General features: G+C 71.1%; 18 protein-coding genes. 12 read left to right on the top strand and 6 right to left on the bottom strand.

From position 1 onward, the window contains the following. Positions 1-39 precede the first annotated feature (39 nt). Both KV097_RS11170 and KV097_RS11165 read left to right on the top strand, forming a co-directional pair. Positions 40-1,713, top strand: coding sequence for a serine/threonine-protein kinase (locus tag KV097_RS11170; protein WP_220365899.1), 1,674 nt, complete (start codon positions 40-42; stop codon positions 1,711-1,713). Between the two features lie 85 nt (positions 1,714-1,798). Then, positions 1,799-2,326: a Dps family protein gene (locus KV097_RS11165; RefSeq protein WP_220344150.1), complete on the top strand. Its 528-nt coding sequence runs from the start codon at positions 1,799-1,801 to the stop codon at positions 2,324-2,326. A 44-nt stretch (positions 2,327-2,370) separates the two neighbouring features. Here KV097_RS11165 and KV097_RS11160 read toward each other — a convergent pair whose 3' ends face one another. Then, complete coding sequence (locus tag KV097_RS11160; protein WP_220365898.1) at positions 2,371-2,904, bottom strand: methyltransferase domain-containing protein; 534 nt, start codon at positions 2,902-2,904, stop codon at positions 2,371-2,373. 87 nt (positions 2,905-2,991) lie between these two features. Here KV097_RS11160 and KV097_RS11155 point away from each other — a divergent pair, with 87 nt between their 5' ends. The 4 genes from KV097_RS11155 to KV097_RS11140 all read left to right on the top strand — a co-directional run bounded on the left by KV097_RS11155 (position 2,992) and on the right by KV097_RS11140 (position 6,117). Beyond that, on the top strand, positions 2,992-3,558 hold the full coding sequence (locus KV097_RS11155) for an HhH-GPD-type base excision DNA repair protein (RefSeq protein WP_220365897.1): 567 nt from the start codon (positions 2,992-2,994) through the stop codon (positions 3,556-3,558). Positions 3,559-3,634: 76 nt separating this feature from the next. Next, complete coding sequence (locus KV097_RS11150; RefSeq protein WP_220365896.1) at positions 3,635-4,765, top strand: ABC transporter permease; 1,131 nt, start codon at positions 3,635-3,637, stop codon at positions 4,763-4,765. Beyond that, positions 4,762-5,445, top strand: coding sequence for an ABC transporter ATP-binding protein (locus tag KV097_RS11145; protein ID WP_220344155.1), 684 nt, complete (start codon positions 4,762-4,764; stop codon positions 5,443-5,445). The genes KV097_RS11150 and KV097_RS11145 overlap by 4 nt, the downstream gene beginning before the upstream one ends. A 39-nt stretch (positions 5,446-5,484) precedes the next feature. Beyond that, on the top strand, positions 5,485-6,117 hold the full coding sequence (locus tag KV097_RS11140) for a TetR/AcrR family transcriptional regulator (protein WP_220365895.1): 633 nt from the start codon (positions 5,485-5,487) through the stop codon (positions 6,115-6,117). 83 nt (positions 6,118-6,200) lie between these two features. Here KV097_RS11140 and KV097_RS11135 read toward each other — a convergent pair whose 3' ends face one another. Both KV097_RS11135 and KV097_RS11130 read right to left on the bottom strand, forming a co-directional pair. Next, positions 6,201-6,881, bottom strand: coding sequence for a fasciclin domain-containing protein (locus KV097_RS11135; RefSeq protein ID WP_308289404.1), 681 nt, complete (start codon positions 6,879-6,881; stop codon positions 6,201-6,203). A 29-nt stretch (positions 6,882-6,910) separates the two neighbouring features. After that, complete coding sequence (locus tag KV097_RS11130; protein ID WP_220365893.1) at positions 6,911-8,464, bottom strand: molybdopterin-dependent oxidoreductase; 1,554 nt, start codon at positions 8,462-8,464, stop codon at positions 6,911-6,913. 127 nt (positions 8,465-8,591) lie between these two features. Between KV097_RS11130 and sigK the strand changes: the two genes are divergently transcribed. Beyond that, positions 8,592-9,191 (top strand): ECF RNA polymerase sigma factor SigK, encoded by a 600-nt coding sequence (gene sigK, locus KV097_RS11125; protein ID WP_220365892.1) that lies wholly within the window; start codon positions 8,592-8,594, stop codon positions 9,189-9,191. Further along, complete coding sequence (locus KV097_RS11120; RefSeq protein ID WP_220344160.1) at positions 9,188-9,913, top strand: anti-sigma factor domain-containing protein; 726 nt, start codon at positions 9,188-9,190, stop codon at positions 9,911-9,913. Before sigK ends, KV097_RS11120 begins: the two co-directional genes overlap by 4 nt. A 3-nt stretch (positions 9,914-9,916) precedes the next feature. Here the strand turns inward: KV097_RS11120 and KV097_RS11115 are convergent, their stop codons facing one another. After that, complete coding sequence (locus KV097_RS11115) at positions 9,917-10,459, bottom strand: DinB family protein (protein WP_255559413.1); 543 nt, start codon at positions 10,457-10,459, stop codon at positions 9,917-9,919. Positions 10,460-10,554: 95 nt separating this feature from the next. On the opposite strand from KV097_RS11115, the gene KV097_RS11110 reads away from it, so the two are divergent. Genes KV097_RS11110 through KV097_RS11095 form a run of 4 tightly spaced genes read left to right on the top strand, consistent with a single transcriptional unit; the run spans position 10,555 to position 13,726 of the window. Continuing rightward, the gene (locus tag KV097_RS11110) at positions 10,555-11,712 is read left to right on the top strand and encodes an LLM class flavin-dependent oxidoreductase (protein ID WP_220344161.1); all 1,158 of its coding nucleotides are present in this window, start codon (positions 10,555-10,557) and stop codon (positions 11,710-11,712) included. Beyond that, positions 11,709-12,326: an FMN reductase gene (locus KV097_RS11105; protein WP_220365891.1), complete on the top strand. Its 618-nt coding sequence runs from the start codon at positions 11,709-11,711 to the stop codon at positions 12,324-12,326. The genes KV097_RS11110 and KV097_RS11105 overlap by 4 nt, the downstream gene beginning before the upstream one ends. A gap of 49 nt (positions 12,327-12,375) precedes the next feature. Then, positions 12,376-12,798 (top strand): hypothetical protein, encoded by a 423-nt coding sequence (locus tag KV097_RS11100; RefSeq protein WP_220365890.1) that lies wholly within the window; start codon positions 12,376-12,378, stop codon positions 12,796-12,798. A gap of 43 nt (positions 12,799-12,841) precedes the next feature. Further along, entirely contained in the window at positions 12,842-13,726 is an 885-nt protein-coding gene (locus tag KV097_RS11095; protein WP_301022502.1) for a glycosyltransferase family 2 protein, read from the top strand. Between the two features lie 6 nt (positions 13,727-13,732). Here the strand turns inward: KV097_RS11095 and KV097_RS11090 are convergent, their stop codons facing one another. Both KV097_RS11090 and KV097_RS11085 read right to left on the bottom strand, forming a co-directional pair. Next, the gene (locus tag KV097_RS11090; protein WP_220365889.1) at positions 13,733-14,596 is read right to left on the bottom strand and encodes an ABC transporter ATP-binding protein; all 864 of its coding nucleotides are present in this window, start codon (positions 14,594-14,596) and stop codon (positions 13,733-13,735) included. A 2-nt stretch (positions 14,597-14,598) separates the two neighbouring features. After that, positions 14,599-15,414, bottom strand: a complete 816-nt coding sequence (locus tag KV097_RS11085) for an ABC transporter permease (RefSeq protein WP_220365888.1) — start codon at positions 15,412-15,414, stop codon at positions 14,599-14,601. Between the last annotated feature and the right edge of the window lie 48 nt (positions 15,415-15,462).

The following is a 15,462-nucleotide window of genomic DNA, read 5'->3' as shown; positions in this document are numbered from 1 at the left end:
TACGCTCGAACGAGCATCGACGACGGTTGAGAGGGGCACATGGCAGCGGGCGACACCGCGGAGGACCACGTCCCGACGGTCCAGGGTCCGGACCCTCGGGCGGACGGCGCTGCCCCGACGGTGCACCTCGCGACGGGCGCCACGCTTCCCCGCGACCCCACCTCGGCCGCTGTCGGGCCCTACCAGCTCCGGGTGCTCCTCGGGTCGGGTGGCTTCGGTGCCGTGTACGTCGGAAGTGCCGCGGGCGGTCCGCCCGTCGCCGTGAAGGTGCTGACGTTCCAGGGGTCGGGAGCGCGGGAGCGGTTCGCCCGAGAGGCGGCGCTGCTCGACCGGCTCGGCGGCAACGGGTTCCCCCGCTACATCGACGGAGACCTGCAGGCCGCGCGCCCGTGGTTCGCGATGGAGCTCCTCGAGGGCGTCACGGTGGGTGACGCCGTACGCCATGCCGGACCGCTCGCTGTCCCGACCGTCGTGGTGGCGGCGCTCGACGTCGGGCGTTCGCTCGGGCGGCTCCACGGTCTCGGCTACGTCCACCGTGACGTGAAGCCGGCCAACGCCGTCCTCGCCGGCAGACGAGCCACGCTGATCGACGTCGGCATCGCCAAGGGCGACCACACCCATGACCTCACCTCGACTGGCGAGATGGTGGGCTCGGTCGCGTGGGCGGCGCCCGAGCGGTTGACCGGGGACCGGGCCACCGCGGCCACGGACGTGTACGGTCTCGGCCTGCTCGTCGCGTTCGCGTCCTCCGGTCGCACCCCGTTCCCGCGAGGAGACGACGCGGCGACGCTGAGCGCCGTGGCCGAGGGCCGGATCGACCTGCGGGGCGTTCCTGACGCGCTGGCCCCTCTCGTGCGCTCGGCGACCGCGGTCTCACCGGGCGACCGTCCTCCGATGGAGGAGGTGGTCGCCGAGCTCGTACGGCTGGCCCCGGACGAGGAGCGGCCGGTCGCCAAGCCGACGGCCCCTCGGCCGCCCGAGCCCCGGCCGGTGGTCGCGCCTGTCGTGACACCGGCCGCGCCCCCTCCGCGGAGCGTGACCTCCCCGCCGCAGACGGTCGCCGTCCCCGCGCCAGCGGCCGCTTCGCTCCCTCCCGACGGTCTCCAGCGGCTGCTGGACAACGGCCGTCTCGCGGTCGAGCTCGAGGCCGCCCACGCCCGGGGGTACGACCGGGCGGCTGTGGAGGTGGTGTCGCGAGCCCAGCGGCACACGCACCGGCGCTCCGTCCGCGCGCTGGATCCCGCCCGTGTGAAGGCCACGATCTGGCGTCGCAACCGGTGGTGGGACGGCCAGTTCGCCCAGCGCCGCCGCTTCCCCGACACCGACGAGGGCTGGAAGCAGGAGCGGGCGCTGATCCGTCGCGGATGGTGGAGCGACAAGGGGGCCGGTCTGGTCGCTCTCGTCGGCATTCTCGCCGTCCTGGTGGGCTGCCTCTCCGGTGCCGACGCTGCCGTCCGGGCGCCGTTCGCCTGGATCGACCGCGTGTTGCCGGTCGTCGAGGTCGGTGGCCGGGCGATCGCCTGGGACCTCCTCGCACTCCTGCTGGTCGTCGTCGGGCTCCTCGTGCTCGCGGCTCGTTGGTCGGCAGAGGCCCGCCGCGACCGCGGCGTGGGGCCACCACAGATGCTCCGCCTGGCCCCGGGACTGATCACGACCGGTGTCACGGTCGTCGCGGTGGCCGCCCTGCTCGTGGTGACGGGCCTGGCGGGTTGACGAGACCTGGGCCACACCGGTGGAAAGGTCCTCACATCCGTGTTTGCCTGGGAGGGCCAGCACAAGCGATGACGTAGGAGGAAGCATGGGCAAGACGATGAGCCGCGGCGACAGCACCACGGTGGATGCCCCGTACCGCGCGTCGAAGCAGATGGCCGACCACCTCCAGCAGATCCACGTCGATCTGATCGACCTCCACATCCAGGGGAAGCAGGCGCACTGGAACGTGGTCGGCAAGAACTTCCGCGACCTCCATCTCCAGCTCGACGAGATCGTGGCGGCCGCACGTCAGTTCTCCGACGACGTCGCCGAGCGGATGAGGGCGATCTACGTGACGCCGGACGGTCGGGCAGCGACGGTGGCCAAGCAGAGCAGCCTGCCGGAGTTCCCGTCCGACGAGGTCGACACCGGCGAGACGGTCGACCTGATCACGAGCGCGCTCCACGCGGTCGCCGCGACAGCGCGGCGCATCCACGACGCCGTCGACGAGGAGGACCCGACGACGGCCGATCTCCTCCACGCCGTTCTCGAGCGCATCGAGCAGCTCGCGTGGATGGTGGAGGCCGAGAACCGGATCGCCAACCGCAGCATCCCGCGCCCGATCCACGAGTGACGGTCTGACGCGGCGACCGACGGACACGTCCGTCGGTCGCCGCGTCATGACGGCCGGTCTCGTTGGCAGGTGGCGGTGAAGCCCGCGAGCCGCGGACCCGAGACGAACGCGGTCACCACGTCGAAGCCCCCGCCGCGCAGCGAGGCGACGACCGCGTCGGCAACCCTGCGGGTGACCGAGCCCGAGGGCGTCTCGTAGAACAGCCAGAACGAGCCGCCAGGCCGCAGCAGCCGCCGCAGCGCGCGGCTGGGTTCCGCAGCGTCGCCGGTCCAGAAGAGGTTGACGTTCACGGCGAAGACGAGGTCGCGCGAGGCCTCGAGAAGGCTCGGGGCGACGTCCTCGACCGATCCGCGGACGACGTCCCAGCGGGCGTCGCCCGAGGTCGCCTCGCAGCGCCGCCGAGTGCGTTCCTCCGCAACCGGCGAGCGGTCCACGCCGAGATAGCTTCCGTCCGGACCCAGGCGTTCGAGCACGAGCTGCGCCGCCACCCCGCCGCCGCCGCCGACCTCGAGCACGTCGCTGTCGGGGTGCAGGGGGAGTGCAGCGACCGCGGTGGCGTGACGTACTGGGGCGGGCATGTCTCAGCGTACGGCGCCGGCCGGGCCACCGCCGTACGCGCCGTCGCCGTCGGCGGGCCATCCGTTCTGATGAGAGAGGATGGGGGCATGTCCTTCGAGATGACCGGGCTGCCCGAAGCCGACGACGTCCTCGACCAGCACCCCTTCGCCGTCGTGGTCGGGATGATGCTCGACCAGCAGTACGGGATGGAGCACGCCTTCCGCGGCGGCTGGAAGGTGCTGAGCCGGTTCGGCACTCTCGAGCCGGCCGCGATCGCCGCCGCCGACCCTGAGGCGTTCAAGGAGCTGTGCAGCGAGCCGCCGGCGATCCACCGGTTCCCCGGGTCGATGGCCGCGCGGCTGCAGGCGCTCGCGGCCCTGGTCGAGTCGAGGTACGGCGGCGACGTGACCCGCCTGTGGACCGAGCCGACCACGGGCAAGGAGCTGATCGCACGGGTCCAGGAGCTGCCGGGCTTCGGCCGGCAGAAGGCCCAGATCTTCGTCGCGCTGCTCGCCAAGCAGCTCGGCGTACGGCCGGAGGGCTGGGAGGGGGTGGCCGGGGACTACGCCCTGGAGGGCTACAGGTCGGTCGCCGACGTCGTCGACGCCGACTCGTTGCAGAAGGTCCGTGACTTCAAGAAGCAGAAGAAGCGGGCCGCCGCGGACAAGGAGTAGCCTGCGGGGGTTTGTCGACATGCTGTTGGTATCATGTCGACATGGTGTCGATTAACTGCCAGGACGGTCGGTCCTGATGTTCCTAGCCCTTCGCGAACTCGTCTTCGCCCGCGGTCGCTTCGCTCTGATGGGAGCCGTCGTCGCGCTCATCGCCATCCTGATGGTGCTCCTCAGCGGCCTCTCGGTCGGGCTCGCCAACGACGGTGTCTCCGGTCTCCAGCGGATGCCGGTGACCTCCCTCGCCTTCCAGGAGGACGTCTCCAAGGACTCCGCCTTCTCTCGCAGCGTGGTCGGCGAGAACGCGGTCGAGTCCTGGTCGAAGCAGGACGGCGTCGCCGAGGCCGAGCCGTTCGGCAACACGCTGGTCAACGCCCGCACCGACAAGGGTCTCGAGATCGACCTTGCGTTGTTCGGTGTCGAGGTCGGATCCTTCCTCGATCCCGACGTGGCAGAGGGCTCACCCATCGCCGGTGAGGGGGAGGTCGTCGTGAGCGGGACCGCCGCCGAGGAGGGGGTGAAGATCGGCGACACCGTCGTGCTGCAACCCTCAGGCACCGAGCTGAAGGTCGTCGGCGTGCTCGCCGACCAGCACACCTTCGGCCACGTCGACCTCGGCTACATCGCGCTCAAGACGTGGCAGGAGATCCGCGCGGGCGTCCGCGCCGGTGACGCCGTGCCCGACCGGGTCTACGACGAGTTCACCGCCGTCGCGGTCAAGGCCGAGGACAGCGCCGAGGTCGACCTGGCCGCAGGTGACGAGGCGGCAGGCACCACCTCGCTGACCCGCGAGGAGTCGTACGGCGGCTCTCCGGGCTACACCGCCGAGACCTCGACGCTCCAGCTGATCCAGGGCTTCCTCTATGCCATCTCCGCGCTCGTCGTCGGTGCCTTCTTCACCGTGCTGACGATCCAGCGGCGACAGGAGATCGCCGTGCTCCGCGCGCTCGGGGCGAGCACCGGCTACCTTCTGCGCGACAGCCTGATGCAGTCCATCGTCCTGCTCGTCGCCTCCGCCGGCATCGGCATCGGCATCGGCCTGGCCGCCGGCGCCGCTCTCGCGACGACGTCCATGCCGTTCGCCCTCGAGGCCGGTCCGGTCATCGGTGCCACGGTGCTGCTGCTCGTGCTGGGTCTCGCCGGCGCCGCGGTCGCCGTCGTGCGCCTCACCCGCATCGATCCCCTCACTGCCCTGGGAGGCAGCCGATGACCGCCGTCCTGTCCTTGTCCGACGTCACGCTCCTGCACGGAGACGGTGACGAGACGGTCCGAGCCCTGGACTCGGTCAGCATCGAGGTCGCCGAGGGCGAGCTCGTGGCCGTGGTCGGACCTTCGGGCTCCGGCAAGTCGAGCCTCCTCGCGGTGGCCGGCGCACTCACCACGCCGACCTCCGGCCAGGTCCGCCTCGGCGACGTCGACCTCACGACCGCGTCACCGCGTGAGCTCACGCGCGTACGTCGCCAGCGGATCGGTTTCGTCTTCCAGAGCGGCAACCTGGTCCCGGCGCTCACCAGCCTCGACCAGGTCCGACTGCCGTTGACGTTCGGCAAGGTCGCCGACGCCCGCGACCCGCGTGAGCTCCTGGCCGAGGTCGGCATGGAGCACAAGGCGCGGCGCCGTCCGCACGAGCTCTCCGGCGGGGAGCGGCAACGCGTCGGGATCGCCCGCGCGCTCGTCACCCGCCCCGAGGTCCTCCTCGTCGACGAGCCGACCGCGGCCCTCGACCGCCGTCGCAGCCAGGAGGTGGTGGGACTGCTGGCCCGGGAGGCGCACGAGCACGGGGTGGCGAGCATCATGGTCACCCACGACCACGACGTCCTCCACCACTGCGACCGTGTCCTCGAGATGGTCGACGGCCGACTCGGGCCCGTCGTCGCCGAGTCGGTCTGATGGGATCGTCGGAGGTTCCGACACTGCTGAAGGAGTGACATGCCACGGATCGCGGCGCCGACGGTGGCCGAGCACCACGCTCGCCAGCGCCAGGCACTCCTGGACGCGGCACACACCATCCTGGCCGAGACCGGCGAGGCGCCCTCGATGGGCGAGGTCGGTCGCCGGGCGGGCCTCGCACGAAGCAGCGTGTACCAGTACTTCGCGTCGGCTGACGAGCTGCTGGGCGCCCTCGTCGAGGAGCTGTTCCCCGACTGGGCCGGGAAGGTCCTGGGCAGGGTGGCGGAAGCCTCCACGCCGAGCGGCCGCGTATGGGCCTACATCGAGGCCAACATCGACCTCTTCGCCAGCTCGGAGCAGGCCGTCGCGCAGGCGCTGAGCCGGGTCGTGGAACCGCACGTCCTGGCCGGTCCGATGACGGAGTTCCACGCCCAGCTCCAGGTGCCGCTGCGCGAGGCGCTCAGCGAGTTCGGCGAGCCCGAGCCGGAGGCGGTCGCCGAGCACATCGACTCGCTCATCGTCCAGGCATCCCGCGGTCTCTCGTCGACCGACCCGGAGTCGCCGGTGCCGGCCAAGGATCGCGCGCTCGCTCGGCTCCGCCGGCTGCTCGGCGGCTACCTGCACCTGCCGGAGTCTCCCGGGTCCGAGGCCGAGCGGGGTTCCTCGGGCTGAGGGCGGACGCGACGGACCGCCCGTCGGTCCTCCCCACCCCCGAGTCGTGGGGGAGGGCCGGCGGGCGGTCTGGTCTCCTCAGGTCACGCCGGCGGCATGAGCACCGTGTCGATGAGGTACACGGTGGCGTTCGCGGTCTTGACGCCGCCACAGACCACCGCGGCACCCTCCGCACCGGCCGTCAGCGCGTCGGGCGAGCCGGCGACCTCCACCTCGGCGCCGTTCACGGTCTTGTGAGTGCCGACGACCTCGTCGGGGCTCAGCTGGCCGGGAACGACGTGGTACGTCAGCACCGACTCGAGGGTCTTGGCGCCGGCGGGCGTGCCCAGCGACGCGACGGTGTCCTTCGGCAGCTTCGCGAACGCATCGTCGACCGGCGCGAAGACCGTGAACTCACCACCGTTGAGCGTGTCCACGAGGTTCACCTCCGGGTTGAGCTGTCCGCTCACGGCCGCGGTGAGAGTCTTCAGGAGCGGGTTGTTGCTTGCCGCCGTCGCGACCGGGTCCTGGGACATGCCCTCGACCGACCCGGGGCCGTCCGGCACCTGCTCGGCGTATGCCGCGCAGCCGGGACCGACGAGCTCGGACGCGGCGTCGTCGGCAGTCGCCGACTCCGACGGCGAGGCCGAGGCGCTCGACGTCGAGTCGCTGGAGCTCGAGTCGGAGTCGGAGTCGTCACCGCCGCACGCGGTAGTGACGAGCGTGAGCGAGGCGAGCAGCGCCGCCGTCGCCATGAAGCGGGTCCTGCGTGTGGTGGTGCGCATCATCTTTTCCTTTTCCTTCGATGGTGTGATCACTCCACCGAGAACTGGACGCTGTGCCAGCCGGTGGAGCCGTCCGGACGCGGGTCAGCGCGGTCGGAGGTCTGGGTGTTGCCGTCGGCGTCGACGGCACGGACGGCGAGCGTGTGGTCGCCGGAGGTGGCGTCGGCCCATCGCCACGTCCACTGCCGCCAGGTGTCGATCCCGTCCTCAGGCGCCAGCCGCGCGGGCTCCCACGAGCCGTCGTCGACGCGGACCTCGACGGCACTGATCCCGACGTTCTGTGCCCACGCGACACCGCCGACGCGCACGTCGCCGGACTCGAAGGACTGGAATCCTCGGGGGACGTCGATGCGGGAGGCGAGCTTGATCGGCGCCTGCTCGGCCCAGTCGCGGGAGGTCCAGTACGCCGTGAAGTCGGAGAACCGCGTGACCTCGAGGTCGACGAGCCACTTCGTCGCGGAGACGTAACCGTAGAGTCCGGGGACGACCATCCGGGCGGGGAAGCCGTGCTCGAGCGGGAGGGGATCGCCGTTCATCGCGACGGCGACCATGGCGTCGCGGCCGTCGAGCACCGCCTCGAGCGGAGTGCCGATGACCATGCCGTCCGCGCTCGTCGACTTCAGCGCGTCGGCGCCGTCGCGCACGCCGGCACGCCGCAGCAGGCCTGCGAGGGGGACGCCGATCCACGTCGCGTTGCCCGCGTACTCTCCACCGACCTCGTTGGACACGCACGTCAAGGTGATGCGCCGTTCGATCAGCGGCTCGGCGATCAGGTCGGCGAAGGTCAGCTCGAGCTCCTCGTCGACGTCGCCGTGGATCCGCAGCCGCCATGTGTCGGCGGGGACGTCGGGGACCGTGAGCGCCGTGTCGACGCGGTAGAAGTCGTGGTTGTCCGTCAGGTACGGAGAGATGCCTCGCAGCGGGTCGACGCCTGCGGGCACCGGCACCGCGGCGTCGATCGGCCGGGGGATCGTCACGGTCGCCCGGGACGCAGCAGCGTCGGACGTCCCGAGGAGCCGCGTCACGCCCCCGCCGACCGTGGCGACCGCCGCCGTCCCGAGCGCTGCCACCAGGAACGCGCGCCGGTCGAACCCCGACGGGAGGTCGTCCTCGCGACGTAGGCCCAGCGGCGACGGGGTGCGCAAGGGGGCGAGCAGCACCACCAGCGCGGCGACGCCGACGGCGACCGTCGCCAGCGGTGCCAGCACCGCCACGTCCGGCGGAACCGACGTCGTGGTGTCCGCCAGGGTCGCGGCCACGGCGAGCACGCCTGTCACCACGACGAGCCCGACCGCGATCCTCGCGTGAGTCAGCCCGATCCAGCCGGCACCTGCCGCGATCAGCACCAGCACGACCGCGGTACCGGCCAGCAGGACGGCCTTGTCGTCCTCCCCGAACTGGCGCACGGCGAAGTCCTTCAGCCACCCCGGTGTCCGTGCGACGAAGGCGTTGCCGACGGCCACGACCGGCGAGGGACCACCGGTCAGGGTCGCGACCGCAGCACCCGCCGCCGTGCCGGCAAGGGCGGCGAGGACGCCCGACCCTGCTGCGAGCGCCTGGCGCGATGCTTGGTGGTGGACCATGCTCCTGCTTCGCGGCCGCCCGCGACAGGGATGGGCGCGACGGGCGAGAATGTGATCGGGCCACGGACCATCCACGTGGTGGGCGGTGACGAATCACCAGTGAGACCCCCCGAGCGCAGGAGTACGGATGCCAGATCCGGAGCACGATCGACGCGGGGACCCGCACGCGGTCCCTCCACCGGCGACCGACGACCTCGAGGCCCTGATGGCGCGTGTCGCGCGGGGGGACGAGGACGCTTTCGGTTCGGTCTACGACGCCCTGTCCGGGGCGGTCTTCGGTCTCGTACGCCGGGTCCTGCGCGACCCGGTCCGCTCGGAGGAGGTGACGCAGGAGGTGTTCTTGCAGGTGTGGCAGAAGGCGCCGAACTTCGACGCCGGCCGGGGCCGGGCGCGGTCGTGGGTGCTCACCCTGGCCCACCGGCGGGCCGTCGACGCCGTCCGCCACGACCAGGCGGCGGCCGACCGGGACGCGCGGTACGACTGGTCCGGTGGTCCGGCGTACGACCAGGTCGCCGACGAGGTGACCGTGCGGCTGGAGCACGAACAGGTTCGTCGCTGCCTCGGCACGTTGACAGACTTGCAGCGAGAGGCCGTGGGACTGGCCTACTATCAGGGCCACACCTACGCCCAGGTTGCGGTGATGCTGGAGGCGAATCCGGCGACGGTGAAGACACGACTGCGCGACGGCCTGATCCGGCTGCGCGACTGCCTGGGGGTGACGGCATGACCACGGACCCCCACAACCTCGCCGGTGCCTACGCCCTCGACGCCCTCGACACCGAGGAGCGCGAGGCGTACGAGGCTCACCTCAGCCGGTGCTCCGACTGCGCTGAGGAGGTCGGAGGGTTCCTCGTGACCGCCGCTCGGCTCGGTGCCGCCGAGGAGGTCGTGGCGCCTCCGCACCTGCGGCAGGGCGTCCTCGACGCGATCGCTCGGACGCCGCAGGAGCGTCCGGTGGTCGTGGAGCTCGGCGGACGCCGGCGCCGGCTGAAGGGCTGGCCCACCCGCGTGCTCGTCGCTGCGGCCGCGCTCGCCCTCGTGGTCGGTGCCGCGGTCTTCGGGGTGTCCCAGCGCGACCAGGCCGACCAGATCGAGGCGCAGCAGGCCGCGATCACCGAGGTCCTCTCGGCCCCCGACGCCGCGATGGTGTCGGCGCCGGTCGCGGGTGGCGGAACGGTGAGCGTGGTGCAGTCGGCCGATCTCGCGAAGGCCGTCATGGTCGTCGCCGACCTGCCGAAGCTCGCCGACGGGTACGACTACCAGATGTGGACCCAGAGCGACGGCACGATGCACAGCGCCGGCGTGCTGCCACGCGATGAGCAGGGTGGCAGAGGCGCGCACGTCATGGAGGACGTCTCGGGCGTCACCGCGGTCGCGATCAGCGTCGAGCCGGCCGGCGGCTCCAAGGAGCCGACGGCAGACCCGATCGTGCTGATCGACACGGCCTGACGGTCACTCGTCGCCGAGACCTGCACGCTCGGCCAGGCCGCGGACGTATGCCGCCTGGCCGAGGTGCTGGACGCTGTCGTCGAGCATGCTGACGATCCGGACCGCCGCCGTGACCGGCGGGTCCCACCGTCGGTCGACGACGCGCTCGAGCTCGGCCACGTCCACCGCTGCGAGGTAGTCGCGCACCCGCGCGGTGACGTCGTGGTGGTAGCCGGCGAGCTGTCCGCCGCTCGCGACGACCTGGGCCACCTCGTCGGCGGACTGGCCGTACCCGGTGGCCTCCTTCGTGAAGGGGAGGCGCAGCTCGTCGTACCATCCGCCGTCGGTCCAGACCGGGAGCGTGCCCGCGAGATCCGCGCCGTGGTCGTCGAGCACGCGTGCCTGGTGCCAGAGCAACCAGCAGACGGTGTTGGCCTCGCCGTCCGGGCGGTAGGTGCCGATCGGTGTCGGGAGGTCGTCCGTGAGGGCATCGACCAGCTCGTCGGTGCGGTCGACGCGGTCGAGAAGCATGGATCGCAGCGCATCGAGCGCGGAGTCTGTCGCCATCCACCCACGGTAGGGGAATAGCGCGCGTTGTCATTTAGTTGAACTGTGCACTACTTTGGTGTGAGACCGCAGACGCGGTCGGAGACGAGGACACGATGCAGTTCGGGATCTTCACCGTCGGTGACGTCACGACCGACCCCACGACGGGCCGGACACCGACCGAGCACGAGCGGATCAAGGCGACCGTCGCGATCGCCACGAAGGCCGAGGAGGTGGGACTGGACGTCTTCGCCACCGGGCAGCACCACAACCCGCCCTTCATCCCGTCCGCGCCGACCACGACGCTGGCCTACATCGCCGCACAGACCGAGAGGTTGATCCTCTCGACGTCGACGACGCTCATCACGACGACCGATCCCGTCCGGATCGCCGAGGACTACGCGACGCTGCAACACCTCTCCGACGGCCGGAACGACCTGATGATGGGCCGCGGCAACACCGGCCCGGTCTATCCGTGGTTCGGCAAGGACATCCGGCAGGGCATCGAGCTCGCGATCGAGAACTACCACCTGCTGCGACGCCTGTGGACCGAGGACGTCGTGGACTGGGAAGGCAAGTTCCGTACGCCGCTGCAGGGCTTCACCTCGACGCCGCGCCCGCTCGACGGGGTGCCGCCCTTCGTCTGGCACGGATCGATCCGCAGTCCCGAGATCGCCGAGCAGGCCGCGTACTACGGTGACGGCTTCTTCGCGAACCACATCTTCTGGCCCGCGAGCCACACCGAGCGGATGATCGCCTTCTACCGTCAGCGGTTCGAGCACTACGGACACGGGACCGCCGACCAGGCCATCGTGGGTCTCGGTGGACAGGTCTTCATGCGCAAGAACAGCCAGGAGGCCGTCGACGAGTTCCGACCGTACTTCGACAACGCGCCCGTCTACGGGCACGGACCGAGCATGGAGGACTTCACCCGCGAGACGCCGCTGACCGTCGGCAGTCCCGCGCAGGTGATCGAGCGGACGCTCGGGTTCAGGGAGTACGTCGGCGACTACCAGCGCCAGCTGTTCCTCATGGACCACGCGGGCCTGCCGCTCAAGACGGTCCTCGAGCAGCTCGACCTCCTCGGCGAGGAGGTCGTGCCTGTCCTCCGCAAGGAGTTCGCGGCGCTCAAGCCCGACCACGTCCCCGACGCACCCACCCACGCGTCGCTGGTGGCCGCTGCCGGCGGCGGCCACGACGCCACCGTCCATGCCGACGGCGACGACGTCACCGGGACGTCCGTCCAGGAGAGCACCGAGGAGGCGACCGTATGACCAGCCGCACGATCACCGTCATCAGTGCCGGTCTGAGCGATCCGTCCTCGACGCGACTGCTCGCCGACCGGCTCACGCAGGCCGTCCGGGACGGACTGCTCACCCGAGGCATCGACGCCGATGTGCGGGTGCACGGGCTCCGCGAGCACGCGCACGACATCACCGACGCGATGCTGACGGGGTTCGCCCCGGCAGGGCTGCAGACCGTGATCGACGATGTCGTCGCCGCAGACGGTCTCGTCGTCGCCACGCCGATCTTCACGGCCTCGTGCTCAGGGCTGTTCAAGTCGTTCATCGACGTCCTCGAGAAGGACGCACTGGCGGCCAAGCCGGTCCTGATCGCGGCCACCGCCGGGACCGCACGCCACTCGCTCGCCCTCGAGCATGCCCTGCGGCCGCTGTTCGCCTACCTGCGCGCGGTCGTCGTGCCGACCGCGGTGTTCGCCGCGGCCGAGGACTGGGGCGGGGCGGACGGCGCGACCGGTCCTCTGCAGGAACGGATCGAGCGGGCGGGCGGCGAGCTGGCAGCGCTTGTCGCGGCACGGGAGGCGCCTCCGGCAGCCGATCCCTTCACCCTGACGTCCTCGTTCGAGGACATGCTGGCGGGTCGGTGAGCCCGCGTGGCAGCGCGAGCGTGACCGCTCGATGTGCTGTGATGCGTTCATGCGACGGCCCGTGACACTCTCCGACCGGGCGCGCGGATACGGGTTGTGGGCGGGCGACATCCTTGCCCGCATCCCTGGTTCGCGGCTCCAGCACGTCTCCTTCCACGGCGGGATGACGCCGCAGCTGTCGGTGTCGCTGGCGATCTCGGAGGACTCCTCGCCGCTCGGGGACGTGCCCGTCCACGTCGTGCTCACGTTCGACGGCGTCCGAGTGCCGGTCTGGCGTCCGTCGTGGCGCGAGCGGCTGCGCCGACGCCCCACGGACCTGCCCGAGGTCGTCGAGCTCAGCCGTGGACGGGGCGGGCGCTTCCGGATCCTCCACACCTCGGGCCAGCTCGCCGTCCGGGCCTCTGCGCTGATCGTCGACGTCGCACCCGCGGGGCGCCTCGCCGTGACGTGCGGCGACGCTGTCGCGTCCTGACCGGCAGCGAGCCTCCCTGAGGCCCGCGGGTACGGTGGCTCGCGTGACCACCGCCGTACGCCCCCGTGTCGGAGCCGTCATCCTGACCCAGGGCAAGCGCCCTGACGACCTCCGCGCCGCGATCGACTCGGTGCTGGCCCAGCAGGGGGTCGACGTCGACGTGGTGTGCGTCGGCAACGGGTGGGCTCCGGTCGACCTGCCCGAGGGCGTCGCGACGCTCGCGCTCCCGGAGAACCTCGGGATCCCGGCGGGCCGCAACGCCGGTGTGCCCCACGTCACGGGCGACCTGCTGCTCTTCGTCGACGACGACGCGCGCCTGGTCGACCCGGACTTCCTCGCGAGGGCTTCGGAGCTGTTCGCGGACGACCGGCGGCTGGGGGTGGTCCAGCCTCGCGTCGAGAGCCCGGGGGAGGAGGCGCCGACGCGGTGGATCCCCCGGATGCGCAAGGGCGACCCGCGCCGTTCCTCGCCCGCGTTCTCGCTGTGGGAGGGCGTGCTGGTCGTCCGGCGAGCGGCCTTCGACGCCGCGGGCGGCTGGGGCGACGAGTACTTCTACGCGCACGAGGGCATCGAGCTCGCATGGCGGGTGTGGGACGCGGGGTACGAGGTCTGGTACCGAGGGGACCTGCGGTGCGCCCACCCGGCGATCGACCCGGCCCGGCACGACTTCTACTACCGGCTGAACGCGCGCAACCGTGTGTGGCTCGCGCGCCGGAACCTGCCGTGGCCGTTCACGTGGGCGTACGTCGCGACCTGGACGGCCGTGGCGGTGCTGCGCGGTGTGCGGACGGCGTCGGGACGCGCGGCGCTGCGGCCATGGTTCGCCGGGTGGTCCGAGGGGTGGCGCGGCGACCCGGGCCCGAGGCGTCCGATGCGATGGCGGACCATCGCTGCGATGACGCGACGAGGCCGCCCGCCGGTGGTCTGACCGGCGTCAGCCGACGCGCCGGCCCTCGGTCTGACCGTCGTCGTCGTCGTCGTCCTCGTCCCTGTCGCCGTCGTTCAGGAGACCGAGGTTTCGCATCCGACGCATCCGGCGCTCGTGGCGGCGTCGCAGAGCAGCCTCGTTGCCGGAGTCGCTGAAGTAGTCCTCGACCACCTTGTCGATCGGGCCGTCCTTGATCAGCTTGCCCTCGCGGAGATAGAGACCGCGGCTGCAGAACCGGGTCAGGTTCGCCTCGCTGTGCGACACCATGAACAGCGTCCGCCCGTCGGCGAGCATCTCGTCGATGCGCTCGAAGCACTTCTCGCGGAAGGCGCGGTCACCGACGGCCAGCACCTCGTCGACGAGCATGATCGGCTCGTCGAGGCGCGAGACGACGCTGAACGCCACGCGGACCTTCATGCCGGACGACAGGTGCTTGTAGGGCGTGTCGACGAACTTCTCGATCTCGGCGAACTCGACGATGTCGTCGAACGACGCCTTGATCTGCTTCTTCTTCATGCCGTGGAGGCCGGCTGCCAGATAGATGTTGTCGCGGACCGTGAGGTCACCGACGAACCCGCCCGTGATCTCGATGAGCGGTGCCACGCCGCCATTGATCACGGCGCGTCCCTCGTCGGGGATGAGTACACCCGCGATCGTCTTGAGGAGGGTGGACTTGCCCTGACCGTTGCGACCGACGACACCGATCGCCTCGCCCGGCTGCACGTCGAACGAGACGTGGCGCAGGCCCCAGAACTCGCCCGCGCGCACCCCGCCCTCGCCCCGGAAGACGAGGTCACGGATGCTGCGGTGCCGCCGTGACCGGTGGAACCGGACGGAGACGTCCTGGACGGAGATGATGGGTTCGGCCATGCCTAGAGTTCCTTGAGGACTGTGCGCTCGAGGCGGGCGAAGACCCACCAGCCGAGCGCGAGGACGAGCACCGAGACCGCTGCCGCGTATCCGACGTGGAGCCAGTTGAGGTAGTGCGGGAAGATCCCCGCGCGGAAGAGCTGGAGGAGGTCGGAGACCGGGTTCGCGACATAGACCCACCGGATCTCCTCGGGCAACCGCGTCGTCGAGTAGAGGACCGGCGAGGCGTAGAAGAACAGCCGCAGAAAGATCGCCACGATCCGGTTCAGGTCCGGCACCAGCACGGTGAGCACGCTGAGCGCGAGTCCGATGCCGGAGAGCAGCACGCACATGAGCAGGAACGCCAGGGGCAGGGTGACCAGCATGTTCCAGTGGATCGGGACCTGGAAGGCGATCAGGAACCCGGCGAGCACCGGCAGCGCGAAGACGTACTCGGCGGCGTTGGAGGCGACGACCCGAAGCACCCAGATCTCGCGCGGCAGGTTCGTCGACCGGATCAGGCGCGAGGAGCTCCGCAGCGCCTTGGCGCCCTGCGACACGGTGGAGTTGAACCACTGCCACGGGAGCATGCCCGCGAGGAGGAACACGATGTAGGGATCGTCACCGGGCACCCCGTCTCTCATGAAGAGCATGGAGAAGACCGCCCAGTAGACCAGGCTCATCAGCAGCGGGTCGAGGACCGTCCAGACGTATCCCAGGACGGAGTCGGCGTACCGGACCTTCAGGTCGCGGCGTACCAGCAGGAAGAAGATCTTGCGGGCGCCCCAGATTGCGCGTGTCCGCGCCCAGGGCGACCGCGTGTAGCTCGAGTCGACCATCGGTCCCTTTCCGTCCGAAGCCTAGCCCCGCTCGGGGACAGACCCCGT

The sequence above is a fragment of the Mumia sp. zg.B17 genome (assembly GCF_019550915.1).
Taxonomy (GTDB): Bacteria; Actinomycetota; Actinomycetes; order Propionibacteriales; family Nocardioidaceae; genus Mumia.
Note: the sequence above shows the minus strand (reverse complement) of the source record. Positions and strands in the feature narration are given on the sequence as shown.

Excerpts from the sequence above, each read along its gene's own strand:
- KV097_RS11100 (WP_220365890.1), top strand. The coding sequence starts at position 12,376 with ATGCGACGGCCCGTGACACTCTCCGACCGGGCGCGCGGATACGGGTTG.
- KV097_RS11090 (WP_220365889.1), bottom strand. The coding sequence starts at position 14,596 with ATGGCCGAACCCATCATCTCCGTCCAGGACGTCTCCGTCCGGTTCCAC.
- KV097_RS11110 (WP_220344161.1), top strand. The coding sequence starts at position 10,555 with ATGCAGTTCGGGATCTTCACCGTCGGTGACGTCACGACCGACCCCACG.
- KV097_RS11085 (WP_220365888.1), bottom strand. The coding sequence starts at position 15,414 with ATGGTCGACTCGAGCTACACGCGGTCGCCCTGGGCGCGGACACGCGCA.
- KV097_RS11105 (WP_220365891.1), top strand. The coding sequence starts at position 11,709 with ATGACCAGCCGCACGATCACCGTCATCAGTGCCGGTCTGAGCGATCCG.
- KV097_RS11120 (WP_220344160.1), top strand. The coding sequence starts at position 9,188 with ATGACCACGGACCCCCACAACCTCGCCGGTGCCTACGCCCTCGACGCC.
- KV097_RS11130 (WP_220365893.1), bottom strand. The coding sequence starts at position 8,464 with ATGGTCCACCACCAAGCATCGCGCCAGGCGCTCGCAGCAGGGTCGGGC.
- KV097_RS11135 (WP_308289404.1), bottom strand. The coding sequence starts at position 6,881 with ATGCGCACCACCACACGCAGGACCCGCTTCATGGCGACGGCGGCGCTG.
- KV097_RS11145 (WP_220344155.1), top strand. The coding sequence starts at position 4,762 with ATGACCGCCGTCCTGTCCTTGTCCGACGTCACGCTCCTGCACGGAGAC.
- KV097_RS11115 (WP_255559413.1), bottom strand. The coding sequence starts at position 10,459 with ATGGCGACAGACTCCGCGCTCGATGCGCTGCGATCCATGCTTCTCGAC.
- sigK (WP_220365892.1), top strand. The coding sequence starts at position 8,592 with ATGCCAGATCCGGAGCACGATCGACGCGGGGACCCGCACGCGGTCCCT.
- KV097_RS11170 (WP_220365899.1), top strand. The coding sequence starts at position 40 with ATGGCAGCGGGCGACACCGCGGAGGACCACGTCCCGACGGTCCAGGGT.
- KV097_RS11155 (WP_220365897.1), top strand. The coding sequence starts at position 2,992 with ATGTCCTTCGAGATGACCGGGCTGCCCGAAGCCGACGACGTCCTCGAC.
- KV097_RS11150 (WP_220365896.1), top strand. The coding sequence starts at position 3,635 with ATGTTCCTAGCCCTTCGCGAACTCGTCTTCGCCCGCGGTCGCTTCGCT.
- KV097_RS11160 (WP_220365898.1), bottom strand. The coding sequence starts at position 2,904 with ATGCCCGCCCCAGTACGTCACGCCACCGCGGTCGCTGCACTCCCCCTG.
- KV097_RS11140 (WP_220365895.1), top strand. The coding sequence starts at position 5,485 with ATGCCACGGATCGCGGCGCCGACGGTGGCCGAGCACCACGCTCGCCAG.
- KV097_RS11165 (WP_220344150.1), top strand. The coding sequence starts at position 1,799 with ATGGGCAAGACGATGAGCCGCGGCGACAGCACCACGGTGGATGCCCCG.